We start from the raw sequence: 18,779 nt of genomic DNA on the forward strand, positions 1-18,779 counted from the left end.
CCAATGCTGGCGCAGGGACCGGCGGAATTATGCCCAACTAAAATCTGGGTTTCCTTTTGCCGACCCGGCCTATCAATTACTTTGCTGCCCGAACATAAATGATGATACACAAATGCAGCTTTTCAAGCAATTACAAGGTTTCCTTGTTCCGGCTCATGCCCCGTTCACTGAGGTATCCCAGCAACATTGATGTCAGAATGCAGGCCGTAAACAGGTAGAGACCCCATGCAGGTTCAATGGTTCCGACACCAATGCTCTTGACAACCGTAATGTATATGGCAGCCAGAAAAATGTCGGCCATTGCCAGTTTACCAAGCACATGTAAGACGGGAAAAGTTCGGGTATCCAGCAGCCCCCATTGCACCAACGCCAAACCGATTGTTTTGAGGTAGGGGGCGAAGATCGCAAAGAACGTCACCAGCAGGGCCAGAAAGATGTCTGAGGCCCAGAGCGCCTGCAGGCCGGTGAGCACGCTGATCTCGGAGAGGCCAAAGATCGGCAGCAGGCCCGCGCGCATGAGCGGCGCAAACCAGGCGATGGGGTAGAGGATCAGCAGAGAGAGGGTGGCCAGGCGTAAAAGCATGAGCGCGACTTAAGGGCTTGGCGGTGAGGGTGCAAGGTTGGGGGCGCTGCTAGCATCGCCCATTTGTCGATTGTTTCGGGATACTTTGGGTAAAGAGGATGGGCGACGTTGCCCAAAACGAACCAGTGGGACACGTTCAAAAGATGAACAACGTGGCGTAGAAGATGATCGAGATCGCCCAGACGGTCAGAGCAATATGCAAACGAACTGGAGCGAGCCCTGATTTTCGCAGGTTTATCAAGTCGATGCCGGATTTGATGTAGAAGAGGACGGCCAGTAGAAGGGAGACGTTGACCTTCCAGTTCAGCGGCGGTTCTGGTGTAATCCAAATTAGCGAAAGAGAACTAAGCAGGATTGGAAGGGTTCCGGTCGCTGCATATTTGATGAATTCGCGTTCCCGGCGACCTTCGTATCTGAGATCGATGATGGCCAACAAGTTTAGGCCCAAATAGATCAGAGGGCTAAAATACAGCAGTATTATCAATGGAAAAACTAGCGGACCGCCTCAATCGGCCCCTCAGCCCTACCGTGGATAAATTGGTCCAGATGCGGGTCACCGCTGGCGTCCATGTCCGCCACTGGGCCGGTCCATTGGATCACGCCGTTGTGCAGCATCGCCACATTGTCGGCGATGGCGCGGACCGATGACATGTCGTGGGTGATAGTCATTGCAGTGGCGCCCATTTCCACCACGATCTCGCGGATCAGGTCGTTGATGACGCCGGACATGATCGGGTCGAGGCCGGTTGTGGGTTCGTCGAAAAAGATGATCTCTGGCTCGGCGGCAATCGCGCGGGCAAGGCCGACGCGTTTCTGCATGCCACCCGACAGTTCAGCGGGCAGGCGGTCGGCGACATCCGATTTCAGGCCCACGCGGCGCAGTTTCTCGATCGCGATTTCGCGCGCCTCGTCCGTGGGGCGTTTAAGCGAGCCGCGCAGCAGGCGGAAGGCGACGTTCTGCCAGACGGTGAGGCTGTCAAACAGCGCGCCGCCCTGAAACAGCATCCCGAACTTGGCGAGAAACGCGTCGCGGTCGCCCTTGCTGGCGTCCTGACCGTCGACCGTGATCGTGCCGCTGTCGGGCGTGATCAGACCAAGGACGCACTTCAGCGCCACGGATTTGCCAGTGCCCGAGCCGCCGATGATCACCATGGAAGAGCCCTTGGGGATATCGAGGTTAAGCCCTTGCAGCACGTGGTTCTCGCCAAAGGACTTGTAGACGTTGTCGAGCTTAATCATAGAGCACCGTGAAATCGCTGTCTTTGGGGCGGCGGTGCCAGGGAACTTCGCCGGTTTCATAGCGGAAGTTGGCGGAAAGGTCCTGCGGCGAGCGAATGACGTCCGTCAGCAGCGTGATGGCAAAGGTGGCGCGCGTGGTGCGGCGCTTGCTGAAAATGCTGCCGGCCTCGTTCGAGGTTTCCTTGTCCACGATCACCCGTTCGCAAACCCCTTCGAGACAGCGAAAGCGTTCGGCGACCAGAAATGCGTGCGCCTCGGCCTTGGTCTTGCCCTGGAGGAAGCCAAAGGCGATCTGGCGCAATTCGGCATCGAACCCCATGGTCTGTTCGAGGCGTTGGGTGTTGAACTCTCCCAGCAACTGGCTTTGCGCACTGGCTGCCATTGGCAGGGACAGGGCGATTGCGGTGGCGGCGGACAGGATCAGGCGGGTCATAGCGAAAAGAACACTCCGGTCAGGACGAAGTTGGCGGCCAGGATGAGCACGGCGGCGGCCTCGACCGAGCCTTTGGTGGCGCGGCCCACGCCTTGGGCCCCACGGCCCGAGTTCATGCCGTAGTAGCAGCCCATGATGGCGGCGATGGTGCCAAAGGCGGCGCCTTTGACAAGCGAAGAGACGATGTCGCGCATCTCGAGAAAATCAACGGTGTTGCGCAGATAGGCGGCAGAGTTGAAGCCCAGATTCTGCACCGCGACGGTGTAACCACCAGCAATGCCGATGATGTCGCCAACGGCCACAAGCGCAGGTACCGTCAACAGCGCGGCCAAAACGCGGGGCGCGACGAGGTACTTCATCGGGTGGGTCGACAGGGTGACCAGAGCGTCGATCTGTTCGGTCACTTTCATTGTGGCGATTTCGGCTGCGATGGACGAGGTGACACGGGCTGCGATCATCAGGCCGACCAGAACGGGGCCAAGCTCGCGCACCATGCCGATGGCGACGATCTGGGGTACTACGGCTTCGGCATTGAAGCGCGCGCCGCCAGCATAGATTTGCAAGGCCAACGCGCCACCGGTGAAGATTGCCGTCAGGCCCACAACTGGCAGAGACAGCCAGCCGATGTTCAACAGTGCCACGCCGAATTCACGCGGATAAAACGGCGGGCGCAGGATGTGCGACAGTGCATCAAGCGCAAAGAGTGCCACCCGGCCAAAAGCCGCCATGACGGTCAGAACAGCCCGTCCCAAGTGGCCCAACAACAAACCCGGGTTCATCCAGCAAAACCTGCGCGTGCAAGTTCGGGACGTTTGCGTAGAAGTTTCTGCTGAATGCTTTCCAGCGAAGCCGCCTTTTTAGAGGCAGAGACGCTTTCAGCCCCTCGATAGCTGCGGGTATAGCGGCGGCCCATCGAGGTGAGGATTTCATAACCGATGGTTTCGGCGGCCTCGGCCAGATCATCGACGGTCTGAAGGCGGTTGAGGATCTGAACGCTTTCGGGCGAGCCGTCGACGTCGGTGATGTCGACGGTAATCATGTCCATCGAGACACGACCGACAACGGGGCAGGCGGCGTCACCGACATAGACGTCAATGCCATTGCCGATGGCACGGATCAGACCGTCGGCATATCCAGCGGCGATTGTAGCGATGCGTGACGGGCGCTTGGCGGTCCAGCGGTTGGAATAGCCAACGCTCTCGCCTTCCACGACCTCGCGGATCTGGATCACAGGAACGTCTACGGTGACCACTGCCTTGGCCTCGTCGTAGGGTTCGCCACCGTAAAGACCGACGCCAGGGCGACAAAGATCGAAATGGTAGTCAGGACCCATCAGCAACCCACCTGTGGCCGCGAGCGATCTGGGAACCCGAATTCCGTCAGTCATCTCTTTGAAAGCGTTCAACTGCTTTCGGTTCATCTCGTGTCCGGGCTCGTCCGCGCAGGCCAGATGTGACATGACCAGCACGGGGTTTTGTTGCAACGCGATGTCACGCAGGGCGGCCCATTCGTCGGGTTCCATCCCCAGTCGGTTCATGCCGGTATCTAGCTGGACGCCAAAGGCGTGTCCCGGGAGTTCCTCGACATGGCGTAGCATCTGATCGACCGAGTTCAGCATGGGCGTCAGGTCATTGTCGCGCAACATATCGCGGTCACCTGCCATGTGGCCGGAAAACACCGACACCCGGGGGCCGGGGCCAACCGCGCGGCGCACGGCGATGCCCTCTTCGGCGGCGGCGACAAAGAAATGGCGCGCGCCTGCATCGGCCAGAGCTCGCGATACGCGGCCCGCGTCCAGCCCATAGCCGTCTGCCTTTACCACCGCGGCGGTCTCGACAGAGGTTTTTGCATCCAGCGCCCGCCAGTTGTCGGCGAGCGCGCCCAGATCAATTGTCAGTCTTGCAGTGCTCATGGCCCGTTCTTGACAGGCGCGGGCCATAGGTCAAGGGGAAATACCCTAATTGCTTAAGCGGGTTTATGCGCATCATAGGCCGCTTCAAGTTCAGATCGCAGGAAATCGGCGAATTTGAGCGGCGGGAACTTTGGCTCCCCGGTTCCCGGAAGCGGTTCAATCACCGTGTTCACATGGGGATCGTAGAAGAACGGGCAACTGTAACGTTCGCGGCCAGATCGGTTGATCACCCGGTGCGGGGTGGACAGCAACCTGCCGTTCGACATCCGATGCAACATGTCGCCCACGTTGACCACAAAGGTGCCTTCACGGCGGGGCACGTCGACCCAATTGCCCGCAGGCGTCTTGACCTGCAGCCCGCCGACATCGTCCTGCACCAGCAGCGTCAGGCAGCCGAAATCGGTATGAGGCGCCGAGCCATAGAGGTCTTCGGGGCTGCGTTCAGGTTGCGAAGGATAGTGTAGCAGACGCAACCACGTGGTTGGTGTGTCAAACGCTGAAAGAATTGAAGAGTCCGTGATTTCAGCGGCTTGCAGCGCAATGTTCATAAGACGGCGGCCAAGTTTCTGCATGGCCGTGTCATAGGCCACCAGCGCCTCGCGGAAGTCTGTCACCTCGGGCCAGCGGTTGGGGCCGCTGAGATAGACGTCTGGGTCGGTCTGTGCATCCTCTCGCATCATCATGAAGCTTGCGGACTGGTTGGGCTTGGTGACATCGGCCAGTGTCGAGTTGACGTCAGTTGAGCTGTTGATCGGGATATAGCCGCGATGGGTCTTGTCGACGGCGACGGCCATTTTCTGCTCCAGTGGCAAGGCGTGGAACCGGGCAGAGGCGTCGAACAGATCCTCGATCAGCTGCGGATCAATTCCGTGATCAGCGATATAGCCAAAGCCAGTGGTGCCATAGGCGGCGCGAAACTCGGCTGCGATGTCGGCATCGGGGCGGTTCCCCAGTCGAATGACGGGGATTTCAGTGAATTCGGTCATGATGAACCCTTTGTGCGTTTCGTTGGATGGGAACAGGGGCGAAGCGCCCCCGGTCTATCCAGCGAAGCGTTTACGGCGGTGGCCGTAGTGGCGTTCCAGCACCACGAGATGTGCGAACTTGCGGGTCATGGGCGCATCTGGCGGAAAGAGGCGTTCCAAGTCAAGCGGGCATCTGCTGGGTGGCGCAATGGATGCCGCCGCCAAGCTCGCCCAGGACGTCAGTGTTCAGCATGATCACCTCACGGCCGGGGTAGTGCCGGGCAAGGGCCGCGCGGGCTGTGGCATCTGTGCGGCGGTCGCCTGTGTTCGAAGCAATCACACCGCCGTTGCAGACATAGTAGTTGGCATAGCTGCTGAGCTTATCTGGGTTGCGGACGCGGCCATCATAGCCGGGCGGGACAACATCAACGCCCAGTCCGGCATCCAGTAACCGATCACGCAGAGCATAAGCCGAACGTGAAAAGGGGTCGTTTGCCTCGGGTTCCGGGTCGAGCATCATCAGCACCGATCTGGGTCCTGTGAAGCGCGCAAAGCCGTCGATGTGATCGTCGGTCACGTCCTGACCTTTGACCCCTGTGCCCCAGATCATGCGCGTCGCGCCATAGGCGGCGAGTAGGCGTTTCTCGATCTGATCGCGGCTCATGCCTGGATTGCGGTTCTTGTTCACCCAACTGCTTTCATTTGCCAACAACAGGCCATGACCACTGGCCTCAACCCCGCCAGCTTCACCGCGCAAGCCACTGTCAACAAAGAGCAACTCCAAACGCTCGGCCACGCGTCGAGCGATCTGTTCGTCGTTCCGCAGGTGATAACGACGCCCCCAGCCGTTGAAGTTAACGCCACGAACCGACAGTTGCCCGGCGCTGTTCTTGGCAAAAAGCGGCCCGGCATCGCGGCACCAAAGATCATCAGTCGGGATGTCCCATAGCTCGACTTGATCCGAGAGCAGTTTGCGAGCCTTGGCATGCTGATCGGGGTGGGCCAGCAAGGTGACGGGTTCGAACTCGGCGATGGTGTTGGCAATCTCGGCGATGGTGGCCTGCGTCCGGCGCAGAAAGCGGCCCCGGCCATAGACCGAAGCGATGTTCGGCCACTGCATGAAGGTGCGCTGGTGGTGGGCTTCTTCGGGCGGAACACGGAACCCATCTGCAAGCGCCATTCCTGCACCTCCTACATACAATGACGCCCCGGCAATCTGGGCCAGGGCGTGACGTCGTGTGATCGGGGTGGGGTTCAATAGCCGCCTTCGTCGCCGTCCTGTTGCCAGGGTTTGGCGAGATTTCCGAAGCGGGTGAACTGACCCTCAAACGACAGGTCCACCGAGCCGATGGGGCCATGACGCTGCTTGCCGATGATCACCTCGGCGCGGGCGTGCAGGCGTTCCATGCGTTCCTGCCAGGCGGCCATTTCATCCAAGCGGTCGTCCGATGGTTTTTCCCGTTCCACATAATATTCCTCGCGAAACACGAACATAACCACGTCGGCGTCCTGCTCGATCGAGCCGGATTCGCGCAGGTCGCTGAGCTGCGGGCGTTTGTCGTCGCGGCTTTCCACGGTACGAGACAGCTGGGACAGCGCGATGACGGGGATGTTGAGTTCCTTGGCGATGGCCTTCATGCCCATCGAAATCTCGCCAATTTCCTGCACACGGTTGTCCGCTGTACCGCGGCACAGCTGCAGATAGTCGATGATCAACAGGTCCAGCCCGTGGGTCCGTTTCAGGCGACGGGCGCGGGCGGCCAGCTGGCTGATCGGCAGTGCGGGCGTGTCGTCGATGAAAAGCGGGCAGGCCTCAAGCGATTTGGCGGCGTCGACAAAGCGGCGGAATTCGGTCTCGGTCATGTCACCACGGCGGATCTGCTCGGATGGCACCTCGGCCGCCTCGGACAGGATACGCGCGGCAAGCTGTTCCGAGCTCATTTCCAGTGAGTAGAACCCCACAACGCCGCCCTGAATGGTGCCTTCGGTGCCGTCCGGGCGAATGCCCTTTTTGTACGCTTTGGCGACGTTAAAGGCGATGTTGGTTGCGAGCGAGGTTTTCCCCATCGACGGGCGACCCGCCAGGATCAAAAGGTCGGATGGGTGCAGACCACCAAGTTTCTTGTCCAGATCAATTAGCCCGGTCGAGACACCGGCCAAACCACCGTCGCGCTGATAAGCGGCGTTGGCGGTGTTGACGGCTTCGGTCACGGCCTTGAGGAAGGAGACAAACCCGCTTTCGGTCTGGCCCTGCTCGGACAGCTTGTAGAGCTTCTGTTCGGCCTCGACGATCTGCTCGCGCGGCTCGGATGCGACGTCGACCTTGGCGGCCTTGTCCGAGATGTCGCGGCCCAAGCCGATCAGCTCGCGCCGGATCGCCAGATCATAGATCATCTGCGCATAGTCGCGCACGGCAAAGGCCGAGATCGAGGCGGCGGCCAGGTTGACCAGATAAGCGGGACCGCCGAGTTCCTTGAGGCCCTCGTCATCCTCCATAAAGGCCTTGAGGGTGACCGGCGAGGCCAGTGCATTCTTGGCGATCCGCGCCGCTGCGATCTCATAGATGCGCGCGTGCACGGGGTCATAAAAATGCTGTGGACCGATAACCGATGCCACCCGGTCGTAGACGTCATTGTTGGTCAGAATCGCGCCCAGCAGTTGCTGTTCTGCTTCGACCGAATGTGGCATCGTATCGGCATTCTGGACCTGCGCCGGTACCTGCTCGATGTTACTTATCTCGTTCATTTGTGTGTGTGCATCCCCTTGAGCACAAGGTCATAGCCGAGGCACGGGATTCCTAGCAAATTGTATGTTTGTGTGGATAAGATGTGCATATCCTGACCCCCATCATATTGACGGGGATCTGGGTAAAAATCCAACATTTTGTGATGCGGGGCAGGAAACCGCGCTGCGGAAACCTGCCAATGCCATACCTGACCCTAGGTCAGGATTTGTTGGCATCCTGCCATGCGCGCGGGTCATTCAGGAAGGATTCGACCTCGGTCAGGGTCTCTTCGTCGAACGCCTTTTGTGCCTTGGCCTCGGCCAGGACGTCCCACCAGGTGCATAGGGAATGCAACTGCACGCCGTGATCGCCGAGCGTCTTTTCGGTTTCGGGGAAGATGCCGTAGTAGAAGATAACCGCCGTATGCCCGCAGGTGGCGCCGGTCTCGCGGATGGCGTCCACAAAGCTGAGTTTCGAGCCGCCATCAGTGGTCAGATCCTCGACCAGAAGAACGCGCTCGCCTTCGCTCATCGCGCCCTCGATCCGGGCGTTGCGGCCGTACCCTTTGGGCTTCTTGCGCACGTAGGTCATCGGCAGGGCCATCCGCTCGGCCACAAAGGCGGCGAAAGGAATGCCTGCGGTCTCGCCGCCAGCGATATTGTCGAATGCCTCAAACCCGGCGTTGCGCATGACGGTGACAGTCAGAAAATCCATCAGCGTCGAGCGGATGCGGGGGTAAGAGATCAGCTTACGGCAGTCGATATAGGTCGGGCTCGGCAGACCCGAGGCCAGCGTGAAGGGCTCACGCGAGTTGAAATGGACCGCTTTGATTTCCAGCAGCATGCGGGCGGTGAGGCGAGCGATCTCTTCGGCGGGCGGATATGAGGTGGGGATCATCGGAGCATCCTTGGGGCAGGGGCCAGAGGCGCGAGCAGGGCCTCTGGCGGAAGTGGAGTTCAAAGGGTGACGTCAGGAGACGTGCCAATGCAGTGGGAAACCTGCGTCAAAGACGGTGACGGGACCATCGCCGCTTTCGATCTTGTCAGGGTAAGTGACGACATCGCCTTTGGTCAGGGTGATGGTTTCCTCGTTTACGGGCAGGCGGTAGAAGCCGGGGCCGTTGAGCGAGGTGAAGGCTTCGAGCTTGTCCAGAGCGTCAGCTTTTTCAAACACCTCGGCAAGCAGCGACATGGTGTTGGTGGCGGTGAAACAACCCGCACAGCCACAGGCCATTTCCTTGTTCGCGTCGGTGTGGGGCGCCGAGTCGGTGCCCAGGAAGAAGCGCGCGTCGCCGGATGTGGCGGCGTTGACCAATGCCAGGCGGTGCTCTTCGCGCTTGGCGACGGGCAGGCAGTAATAATGCGGCTTGATCCCACCAACCAGGATGTGGTTGCGGTTGATGATCAGGTGGTGCGTGGTGATCGTTGCGCCCAGATCGGCCTCATGGGCTTTGACATAGTCGACGCCGTTGGCAGTTGTGATGTGTTCCATCACGACGCGCAGGCCAGGGGTAGATTTACGTACGGGGTCAAGCACGCGGTCGATGAACACGGCTTCACGGTCGAAAATGTCGATGTCGTGATCAGTGACCTCGCCGTGGCAGCAGAGCGGCAGGCCGATCTCGGCCATTTTTTCCAGAACCGGGCGGACTTTGTCGAAATCTTTCACGCCCGAGGCGGAGTTGGTGGTGGCCCCGGCCGGGTAGAGCTTAACCGCTTTGACCAAACCGCTGGCATGGGCTGCGGCTACATCTTCGGGGTCAGTGTCTTCGGTCAGGTAGAGTGTCATCAGCGGCTCGAACGTCCTGCCATCGGGCAGGGCGGCCAGGATGCGGTCGCGATAGGCTGCAGCATCAGAGCCTTTGACCACGGGCGGCACCAGGTTCGGCATTATGATCGCACGGGCAAAATGGCGGGCGGTTTCGGGCAGGACGGCCTGCAACATTGCGCCATCGCGCAGGTGCAGATGCCAGTCGTCGGGGCGGCGGATGGTGAGGCTGTGGGTCATGCGGTTCCGCTAGCACAGGCGGCCAAAGCGGAAAACCCCTGCCAAACATTGGACGGAGAATTTTGAGTTCAATTTGGGTGTGTTGTGGTCTGTATCAACTCTGCGTCGTGGGTGGGGGAACAAAACTCCCCTTGTCCGCCAGTTCTTCCAACTGTTCCAGTCGAATGCGAAAGCGTCGGGCTGGCATGCGCGAGGTGACGTTTCGGCACAAAAGCGTATTCAGATAGAACCGCTCACCGGCGTCCAGTTGACCCATAAGGCCACGCAAGTAGCGCGGATAGGACCGACGTGCCCGATAAACGCGATGGAAACTGCGCGCGCTCAACTTGCCAGCGCCTGCCATCGCGAGCAGACGATAAAGCAGATTCATGTCAAGCAGGCGCGACTGCAGCTCGCCACCCATGTTGCGCATGCGCAGGCGGGTGACGTTGGAACGTTCGAAAAGTGTGGCGTGCATCGCATCGAGTGTTTCATGGGGATCATAAAGAACAAAGGCGTGCTCGGCAGCATCCAGCATATCAGGGGCATAGCCATAGCGATCCGTGAACGACGTTCTGCGCATCTCGATAAAACGGTCGTCCCATTCCGTCATTTTGGGGTCCAGTGTTGCCTGAGGCTGGACTGCGACCACGGTGGCACCAGGTGAAGCCACGGAAAAGGCCGCTGCCGCATACCCGCATGGGCCAGCACCGTAAAATATGACGCGCTCGAAATCCTCGAAGAAGCCATCGTCAATCAGTCGATCAAAAAACCCATAGACTTTGGGATCGCGAAACCAGGTATCCCCGTTTGAAATGATGCACAAATGTGACCAGTTCTTGGTTTTTACCAGATCAAAACCAAAGGGTTGCTGGGTTTCGGACATCGCGCGGATGCCCTGCATCGTTTCGAATGTGACGACCAGGGTTGCATCCCGGTCAATGAAGGTCGCGAAGTGTTTGTCACCTAGTTGCTGTGCCATGCCTTCGGCCTCGGCCTGTTCCAACAGCTTACGTTTCCAGATCGCAGGGCGGTAACCTGCGATGGATGTGTCGATACCGATTTGTGCGTCCTGCATTTGCTCGTCCTCGAAACTCCAGCCGCTTTTCGGGCTGGTTGTTTCCAAGAAATCTAAGCGCAGAATGAGGCCAAAATGGGAAAAACTCAGGCCCGTTTCGGGCCGTTTCCGTTTTCAGGTGAGCGGTCGCGCAATCGGCCCAGGTTCGCGAAACCGGTCAGGGTTCGGGCCGTGGCGGCGTTTATCGGGCGGGATGGGGGTCATCATCAGCCGTGCCAAAAGCGCGCGATAGGGTTCTTGCTCCATCAGTTTCTGGAAGCGGTTCAATCGCCAATCGACAGCGCGCTGATGCAGTTTTGCAAGGGTGGGATCTGCTGTCAGCGTCTCGCGCAGACCACTTGTTTGGGCTGCATATCTGCTGATGGACGTGTCTGTGTCGGTGTTGAAGTTTCGTTCAACCCAATAATCGACATCCAGCATGTGTTCGGAATGTACCGCGCGTCCTCGGTCCGCCTTGAGGATGTAGCTTTCCATTGCTCCAAGTGGATAGTGGTTCATCTGGGCCAGTTGGAAATTGTCTCGACCGTAGTTGGAAAACAACCGCTTGAGTTTGAACTGCTCGTCCAACTCGCGACCATTGCAATCAAACCAACGGCTTTGATCGAGCAGGTCTGGATCCGGGCTGCGGGGACGGTGGACGCCAAGTTTGGAATAGACGCCGTCGTTCTTGTACAGCGTCTTGAACATCGAAGCCCGCCATGGCCAAAACATCACCGCAGGGGCGCAGCGGGTAAAGCTCTCCGTAATGGCAGCGTCCTGGTATCGGATCGTGTCAGAATTGCCGAACAGGCGCCAGGTCAGCGTGATTGCTGTCGCATCAGGTAGAGCATCAATCAGGTCGGTCAGCCTGCCGTTCCCGGTGTGGATGTTAACGAACTCGTCCACGTCCAGTGACAATATCCAATCAGCCTGCTTGACCAACGGGTGCTTGCCCGCGGTCTTGAGTGCCGTGAATTGTATCCCGCGTTTATCATATGGCCCGTTGTTTGGTTGATGTGTCACAAGACCCATGGCTTGCAGACGGTCCAGGATCTTGTCGGTTCCATCCTGGCAATCGTTAGAAAAAACAAGAAAATCAGTGAACCCGACGGCCTGATGATGGGCAAGCCATTCCAATAGAAAGGCGCCTTCGTTTTTGACGGTCAGGACGGCAAGTGCACGCATGGGTTACCCGCCTTTGCTTCGTTTAACGGGCACGAACATGATAACCTCCTGCCAAGGGGGCTATTGTGGGCCAACCGTGCTGAAGTGTTATTCGGGTGCGGGAACTTTCCAAAACTCAGCTCTCCAGATCCAGAGCAAGCGCATAGGCAACGCGTTCATTTTGTGAAAGCTTCACTTTAAGTGCTTGTTGGTACAGATCCTCGAATTCGGGGTTTTCGTGTAATTCCCGAGCTTTGGATTGGTGCCATTCAACGCCTTTGTTGTGCCAATTGCGCAGTTCGTCGTCCTGCATCAGACGGTCAAATTCTGCGCGCAGGCGTGGAAGGTTACGCTTGATCGTTACATCACGATAGTCAGACCAATCCATTCGGATCCAGTAGTTCAGCCCAATGGAACGATCCACATGCAAAGCCCGGCCACGCTGACGTTTGATCAGGTAACTTTCGGCGCTGCGCAGTGCATAGTGGTTCAGCTGAATCAGGTCGTAACCAATGGATTTCTTGGAGTTTCGCCATCCATTGTCCACGGCTTCTTGTGTCATGTCACGCCCCGACCCATTGACCCAACGCACCCGGTCGCGCTTGTTTTCGTTCAGTTTGTTGGGGCGGTGGCAGCTGATCTTGGAGTAGGCGCCGATGTTCTTGAACATGGTCTTGAACCCCCAGACCGTGTGCGGCTTGGGGCAGAACTTGGGGGCGCAGGTGTCGAACTGGTTGATCACGAAATCGTCTGCCAGTCTGGTTACACCGTTGTGACCGAACAACCGCCACGTCATGGCAACATTTGTTGCGTCAGGAACTGCGTCAAAGAAGTCCTGCAATGTTCCGTTTCCGGTCCTGACATTGACAAACTCGTCCACGTCGATGTGCAAAATCCAGTCAGCGTTTCGAATGACCGGTTCATCGAGAGCCTGATTCAAGGCGTACTGCTGGGGAGAATTGCCTTTCCAGTTGTCATTGTTGCGATGTTCCACGATGCCCATGGCTTGCAACCGATCCAGGATCTCGGACGTGCCGTCGCTACAGTCATTGGTGTAGATCAGAATGTTGTCGACACCGATCGAACGGTGATAAGCGACCCATTCAACAATATACGGCGCCTCGTTTTTCATACAGCCAACGATTACGTTGCCACTCTTGCCTTTGGACAAGGATCGCGTCGGGACCTCGGTGTATGCTGCCGCCAATTGCTCTTCATCTACAGCACCCAACCTATTGTGGGGCGCAAATGTCGACTTTCTCAGGCGCTCAAAATTTTCGACCGCTTGCGGTGGCATCAAATTGCGTGCCACGTCTGAAAGCCCGTCAAATTCCTGTGCCGAGGGGACGCTTTGACCACTGGCATCTGGTGCCGAGTTGGTATCCGTCGTCAGGTCCTCTATGCGCTGAGCGTATTTTTCATTGGTCGCCTTGTTAATCCGAAACAGAAACGACAGCAGATATTGCGACGCGCGAAACCCATATTCGGGATCGGCTTCTGTCCAGATGTCTTTTGCATGCGGTGACGTATAAGTGTCCTGGTCCAGATCCTGGTACCTGTCGATCAGATCGGCGTTATCCTTTTCAAAGTGCTGGGAAATCGGGAAGAGACTTCCCGGATCCATCGCTTGACCAGGCACCTCTAACTCGGCCACCAGACTTCGCCATAGCTGCCTTGGGGCGTGCTTACCTCCTTGGGCAAGCAAGGTGATCAGCAATGCATTGAACTGCCGCCCCCGGGCTGTCCAGGCTGCCGACATGGGGGGTGTTTCGGAGGCTGCCAGGCCTTTACCGATTGTTGCCTTGATCCCGAACGCGGTTCGGATTTCATTTGTGATCATGTCAGGTGCAAACACATCTTCGGCATAGGTTCGCAGATCTACCGAACCATCGCCAAAAACCGTTTCCCACTCGTGGACCAACGCTTTGGTGTCGAGCCAGAAAGCGGGCCCCTGCGTCTCTTCGAACTGGCCCGCCATGGGATCAATGGCCAGCATAGCGTCGATGCACGCTTGCCACCAGTTGTCAGACCCTACAAGGTCAAGCTCCTGGGTTAGTGGTTCTGCCCGTCCTTCAAGCACTTGCTGGCAATAGTGGGACGATAAAAGGCGCGCCGGATCGTCCACATAAGTCAGTATTCTGATGTCATCAGATAGAGCGCTCAAGATTTCATGAATGCGTTCAATCTCGGGCCGTCGATAGATGGACGTCGCCAGCTGCGGCACCGACAATATCATGGTTTCGGGTTGGTGTTGGTCAATTTCCTGTTTGAGGTCTTTGATCACAGAATTTCGAAGTTGGGCCTGTTTGTCCGTAGCCGCAAATCCACGATTGAACCGAAGGGGGTCGATGTGGTCGGGACTTGTCACGGCCATGAAAACCTTGGTGTGGCTGACGTTGCCGATTTTTCGAGGATAGAGAACGCCCTTCGACAGCAGTTGATCCCGCTTGGCAGACAGCGTTTTTTGCAGCGCTGCGGCTCCGGCAACTTCAGGGCCGATGTGCAGATAAATTCGCATTAACTGTCCTGTTCGATCATCTGGTCCTGCGCGTCTGCGTCAGCCTTGCGGTTTTCGTTGGTGTTGGCCTTGCCCCACCAGGTAATTTCCATCCCCAAAAAGGCCCCGATCTTGTTGGGCGCGTCAGGGTCAAGGATGTCGTATTCCAGAAAGGCGTCGCTTCCTGCAAAAACCCGGTGACAGAATTTTCGATGCCCTTCGACCCAACGGACAAGTTCGTCATATTCAAACCCGTATCCCGCAGGTAGGCCGGGCACTGAAAATTTTGGCAACCGCCGCCGACCAAGGTTGGACCACCGCAACATGCTGTCGACCAACTTGTCAGCGGGGCGGCTGCTGTAGAGAAACTTTGCACCCGGGTGATGGTCCAGTATTGCACTCAATAAACCCCAGTCGGTTTGGGGCCATTCATTGTGACCGCGCGAGGCAACACTGATCTCGGTAAACGCGTCGAACTCGTCCATGTAGTGCAGCGGATCACCTGTTTTGAAATACCCTCGATACATCGTCCGACCCACAAAATTTCCGGCGATATCGCGGTTTTCCGACTGTCCGCGCCGAATGCGCCAATCCGCCACCTTCAGACCGGATTCCTTGAGAGCCACGCCAAGTGTCGTGGTGCCTGACTTTGGCAAGCCCAAATTAATTACCCGCAAACGGCTCATAACGTAGCCCCCAATTCCAGCAGCAGACGCTCTTCGGCAGGGGGCAGGGTTGACGCCTCACGCAACTGGTGGCGCATTGCCTGATATTCTGGCTTGGCCATTAGTTCGTCGCGTTTGGCGCGGTGCAGGCTCACAGCTTCTTGGTGCAAGGCATTGATCTCAACGTCCTGGCGAAGTGTGTCCATCTCGCGTCTTAGGTCCGGTAGATAACGCTGAATGCTCAGATCCTGCCATGCCGGGTCATTTCGGTCTCGCCAATAGCTGTCGTCGAAATTGCGATGCTCGCGGTTGACGTCGCCGCGATCGTTCTTGACCAGGTAGCTGTCGAGGCTGCGTAGAGCGTAGTGGTTCAGTGTTGCCAGGTCTCGGGAACCGCGGGCCGGAAATTTGCGAATGCGGCGCGGATTGGCCGCGATTTTGAATCGGAACGGCACGTCCCGACCTGATCCATCTGTCCAACTGGGGCGGTTGGCCTGAGCCAGCTTCTTGGGAAAGAAAGGGCGATGCGCGCCATAATACTGCAACGGAAAGTCTTTGCGGGTCAGTGTTTTAACCTCGGCAGCGCTTTCACCGCCCCACATGTCGGGATTATGCGAGCGGGTGAACTGTTCGATCACCGGCCTGTCTTCGAATGTCTCGATCCCATCATTGGCAAAGAACTGAAACGAGACGCTGATGGCCTGTGGGTTTTTGCACGCATCAATCAGTGCGGGGATTGTGCGGTCTCCCACGTGGATGTTCAGAAACTCATCCACGTCCGCGATCCAGACCCAATCGGCCTGTTTCACGATGTCTTCGTGTGCAGCGGCCTTAAGCGCCTCCATCTGGTAATTGCGCCCCTGAGCCGGGTTGGGCAGGTGTCGCACGATACCGCGATCCTGCAAGGCATCGAGTAGCCTGTCAGTCGCATCCGAGCAATCGTTGGAATAAAACAGAAAGTCAGTGACCCCGATCAGACGGTTAAAGGCGATCCATTCCAGCAGAAAGGGCCCTTCGTTTTTGACGCAGGTTACAGCCGTGATTTTCATGTCCGGCGCTCCTCCGGTCGCGATGCCGGTTCATTCTTCGCCACGTCTGCCCCGATCCATACCTTTTGCGCGCCATTCTTTGGGCGTTGATTGTTTCCCAAGTCATGACATTAGTGGGCGAATCCGTCAACATTTCGCAAACTCTTGGCGGGGAAGACAAGACGGTTTTGGCCTTTACGTCACAACGCTGATGGGCATCAGAAAAACCGGCATTGCAGATCTTGGCATGGATCGCAGCGCAGGTCTCGAAAGAGCCCTTTGGGGCTGATGCTGTGGATTGCATCAGCAGCTCCTTTTAGGCGTTACAGACGCTAGCAAACGAGCCGCAGAAAACCCTGTCTCGTGGAAAAGTGTCCACGCGGATCAAAGTGAATCCGAAGTTGGCGATGACTGCCGCCAGTTGATGACTAGCCTGAAAACCCGCCTTGCCGTGCAAATCAAACAAAGACGATCACAACCAAGCGGTTTTCAGGAGCAATCACTCAAGGTTCGGATTGATAGGTGTAGGTTCCACCTTTCATCGTGGCGAGTATTTTCACATTTGCGATCTCTGAGGGCAGAACCGAGAAAAGATCTTTTTCCAGGACAACGAGGTCTGCGTATTTCCCAAACTCCAGACTTCCGACCTTATCCTCCAATCGCGCCTCATAGGCCCCTCCCATGGTTGCTGCGTAGAGGCATTGCTCAAGGGTGATTGCCTGGTAAACCGGCGGAAAGACACGATCATCTTCGGGGTTTGATGGGTCTCTGCGCGTGACGCCTGCTTCGCACAAAGTCAACGCGCCCATCAACTGGGGGTCTGTGCTCGGCACGTCCGCTCCGATGCTGACGGGGGCTCCTGCATCCATCAAAGTCCGGATGCGCTGAAATTGCGCGACGGTGAGATGGCGCCCCATGATCGTCAAAGCACCATCAAGCCCACCACCCCAGGTCGTTGCCCAAATCGGGGTGATGTTTGCAAGGATGTCGTGTTCTATGATGTTTGCGATGTCATCCGGATGCGCAAAAGCAAGGTGTTGCAACGAGTTGCGCGCGTCAGTGTACCCAGCTTTCTTGGAGCTGATGAATGAATTGACTGTTTCCCGGACGGTTTTGCTGCCGTCGACGTGAACAGACACGTCAAGCCCTGCGGCATTCGCCTTTTGCACGATCTCATCGGTCAACTGGGCAGAAACCCCGCGCACTGCTGTCTTCTCAGGCTGATCCTTCCAGGGATCGAGCATGATAGAAGCGTGGCTTGTATGAACGCCTTCCGGGTGAATTTTTATGCCGAGCACCCGGACGTCATCGCTGTCGAACGCCTCTCTTAGTTCCAGCGTATTCGCGACGGCTTCATCTGCGTCGAAGTCATCGCCCTTGACCAGTGTCATCAACATCGTGCGCAGTTTGAGCGAACCCTCATCTGCCTGAGACCGCAGAATGTCTAGGGCAACCTTGTTGTCTTCGTGATGCTTGGACTGAGACTTGATGTTTGGCGTCACAAGTCCCTGGTTGATATAGCTTGTATATCCAAAGCTCGCAGCCAGATCGTAGAGCGTTTGTTGGCTTTCCGGGATCATCGTGTCCGGCTGCCAGGCACCGGATGTTACATATGCTCCCATCCAGGCGAATTCCTTTGCATATCCTGTTGGGGCACCGTCGGCGTCTCTCACCCAATAGATCAGCCCGGGAACCGGATCGGGGGTGTTGGCGTCAACACCGCCCATTTCCATCGCTTTGGAGTTCAGCCATGCGTCGTGAATTGTATAGTCCTGTAAGAAAACAGGCCGGTCGGGAACGACTGCGTCAAGGTCTGCTGCCGTGAACTCCCCACCCATCAAAGTCGCATTCCAACCGATGCCGCGGATATACGCCTCGTCAGGATTGGCGTCTGCATATTCCTTGATCAGCTTGAGGTAATCCTCCTTGGATTGTCCCGAACCAAGCTGGACGCCGAGTTGCGTCCATCCGGAAGCGATTAAATGCTCGTGACCGCTGATGAAGCCCGGAAGCACCATCTTGCCGTCAAGATCCACGACGTTCGTTCCGTCGCCTATCAGAGATCGCACTCCATTGTCTGAACCCACGAAAGAAATCTGTTTGCCAGAAATAGCAAGCGCTTGCGCGGTGGGCCTGGACTCGTCCATCGTGTAAATATTGCCGTTGAGGAATACCGTATCGGCGCTCTGGGCGAGGGTTAACGTCGGTAAGAGGCCAACTGCCGAGATGATAGCCGCCGTCGTTGAAATAATACGGGCCATGAAACTGCTCCTCTGAACCTCGTTGTCACTGAATATTAGGGGGCACTAACGATAGCCCGTCAACGGCAATCATTCTCAGCCACGCGTGAAACTGCAAGTGACCAGAAGAACTTATTGGCACGCCCTCAGGCCGCAGTCACTTCGATGAGATCCTTCGATGCCTCATCCGTACAGGGTTACTCGGGCTAAACGGCGATGCTCCGGGCGCGTGATCATCAAACATTACGACTGGCAGCGATGCGCAGTGAGCAGCCGATGGGGTCG

Annotated in this window: 15 protein-coding genes and 2 pseudogenes; all 17 read right to left on the bottom strand. The window is 57.4% G+C overall.

The features are described from left to right. Nucleotides 1–130 precede the first annotated feature (130 nt). The 17 genes and pseudogenes from ACZ1HE_RS08985 to ACZ1HE_RS09065 all read right to left on the bottom strand — a co-directional run bounded on the left by ACZ1HE_RS08985 (nucleotide 131) and on the right by ACZ1HE_RS09065 (nucleotide 18,515). Nucleotides 131–583: a paraquat-inducible protein A gene (locus tag ACZ1HE_RS08985; RefSeq protein ID WP_472620452.1), complete on the bottom strand. Its 453-nt coding sequence runs from the start codon at nucleotides 581–583 to the stop codon at nucleotides 131–133. Between the two features lie 136 nt (nucleotides 584–719). Next, nucleotides 720–1,016: a hypothetical protein gene (locus tag ACZ1HE_RS08990; RefSeq protein WP_472620453.1), complete on the bottom strand. Its 297-nt coding sequence runs from the start codon at nucleotides 1,014–1,016 to the stop codon at nucleotides 720–722. Nucleotides 1,017–1,075: 59 nt separating this feature from the next. Then, nucleotides 1,076–1,822, bottom strand: coding sequence for an ABC transporter ATP-binding protein (locus tag ACZ1HE_RS08995; protein WP_472620454.1), 747 nt, complete (start codon nucleotides 1,820–1,822; stop codon nucleotides 1,076–1,078). After that, nucleotides 1,815–2,255 carry a hypothetical protein gene (locus ACZ1HE_RS09000; protein ID WP_472620455.1) on the bottom strand — a complete coding sequence of 147 codons (441 nt, stop codon included), beginning with the start codon at nucleotides 2,253–2,255 and terminating at the stop codon, nucleotides 1,815–1,817. The genes ACZ1HE_RS08995 and ACZ1HE_RS09000 overlap by 8 nt, the downstream gene beginning before the upstream one ends. Then, nucleotides 2,252–3,034 (bottom strand): MlaE family ABC transporter permease, encoded by a 783-nt coding sequence (locus ACZ1HE_RS09005; RefSeq protein WP_472620456.1) that lies wholly within the window; start codon nucleotides 3,032–3,034, stop codon nucleotides 2,252–2,254. Before ACZ1HE_RS09005 ends, ACZ1HE_RS09000 begins: the two co-directional genes overlap by 4 nt. Nucleotides 3,035–3,141: 107 nt before the next feature. Further along, nucleotides 3,142–4,167 (bottom strand): annotated as a pseudogene (alr, locus tag ACZ1HE_RS09010) (alanine racemase); the annotation flags it as partial. Between the two features lie 53 nt (nucleotides 4,168–4,220). Further along, complete coding sequence (locus tag ACZ1HE_RS09015) at nucleotides 4,221–5,153, bottom strand: isopenicillin N synthase family dioxygenase (protein ID WP_472620457.1); 933 nt, start codon at nucleotides 5,151–5,153, stop codon at nucleotides 4,221–4,223. A 160-nt stretch (nucleotides 5,154–5,313) separates the two neighbouring features. Beyond that, nucleotides 5,314–6,312 (bottom strand): agmatine deiminase family protein, encoded by a 999-nt coding sequence (locus ACZ1HE_RS09020; RefSeq protein ID WP_472620458.1) that lies wholly within the window; start codon nucleotides 6,310–6,312, stop codon nucleotides 5,314–5,316. Between the two features lie 74 nt (nucleotides 6,313–6,386). Next, entirely contained in the window at nucleotides 6,387–7,877 is a 1,491-nt protein-coding gene (locus tag ACZ1HE_RS09025; RefSeq protein ID WP_472620459.1) for a replicative DNA helicase, read from the bottom strand. Between the two features lie 199 nt (nucleotides 7,878–8,076). Next, a complete protein-coding gene (locus ACZ1HE_RS09030; RefSeq protein WP_472620460.1) occupies nucleotides 8,077–8,754 on the bottom strand; it encodes an orotate phosphoribosyltransferase in 678 nt (225 codons plus the stop codon). Between the two features lie 72 nt (nucleotides 8,755–8,826). Further along, nucleotides 8,827–9,864 carry a dihydroorotase gene (gene pyrC / locus ACZ1HE_RS09035; protein ID WP_472620461.1) on the bottom strand — a complete coding sequence of 346 codons (1,038 nt, stop codon included), beginning with the start codon at nucleotides 9,862–9,864 and terminating at the stop codon, nucleotides 8,827–8,829. Between the two features lie 94 nt (nucleotides 9,865–9,958). Then, on the bottom strand, nucleotides 9,959–10,921 hold the full coding sequence (locus ACZ1HE_RS09040) for a phosphoadenosine phosphosulfate reductase (protein ID WP_472620462.1): 963 nt from the start codon (nucleotides 10,919–10,921) through the stop codon (nucleotides 9,959–9,961). Nucleotides 10,922–11,007: 86 nt separating this feature from the next. Next, a pseudogene (locus tag ACZ1HE_RS09045) lies at nucleotides 11,008–12,085 on the bottom strand (glycosyltransferase family 2 protein). A 115-nt stretch (nucleotides 12,086–12,200) separates the two neighbouring features. Beyond that, complete coding sequence (locus ACZ1HE_RS09050; RefSeq protein WP_472620463.1) at nucleotides 12,201–14,582, bottom strand: glycosyltransferase family 2 protein; 2,382 nt, start codon at nucleotides 14,580–14,582, stop codon at nucleotides 12,201–12,203. Further along, a complete protein-coding gene (locus tag ACZ1HE_RS09055) occupies nucleotides 14,582–15,247 on the bottom strand; it encodes a sulfotransferase (RefSeq protein WP_472620464.1) in 666 nt (221 codons plus the stop codon). The genes ACZ1HE_RS09050 and ACZ1HE_RS09055 overlap by 1 nt, the downstream gene beginning before the upstream one ends. Continuing rightward, nucleotides 15,244–16,275 carry a glycosyltransferase family 2 protein gene (locus tag ACZ1HE_RS09060; RefSeq protein ID WP_472620465.1) on the bottom strand — a complete coding sequence of 344 codons (1,032 nt, stop codon included), beginning with the start codon at nucleotides 16,273–16,275 and terminating at the stop codon, nucleotides 15,244–15,246. Before ACZ1HE_RS09060 ends, ACZ1HE_RS09055 begins: the two co-directional genes overlap by 4 nt. A gap of 482 nt (nucleotides 16,276–16,757) precedes the next feature. Then, the gene (locus tag ACZ1HE_RS09065; RefSeq protein ID WP_472620466.1) at nucleotides 16,758–18,515 is read right to left on the bottom strand and encodes an amidohydrolase; all 1,758 of its coding nucleotides are present in this window, start codon (nucleotides 18,513–18,515) and stop codon (nucleotides 16,758–16,760) included. Nucleotides 18,516–18,779: the final 264 nt, after the last annotated feature.

The sequence above is a fragment of the Falsiruegeria sp. JB4-1 genome (genome assembly GCF_055693495.1).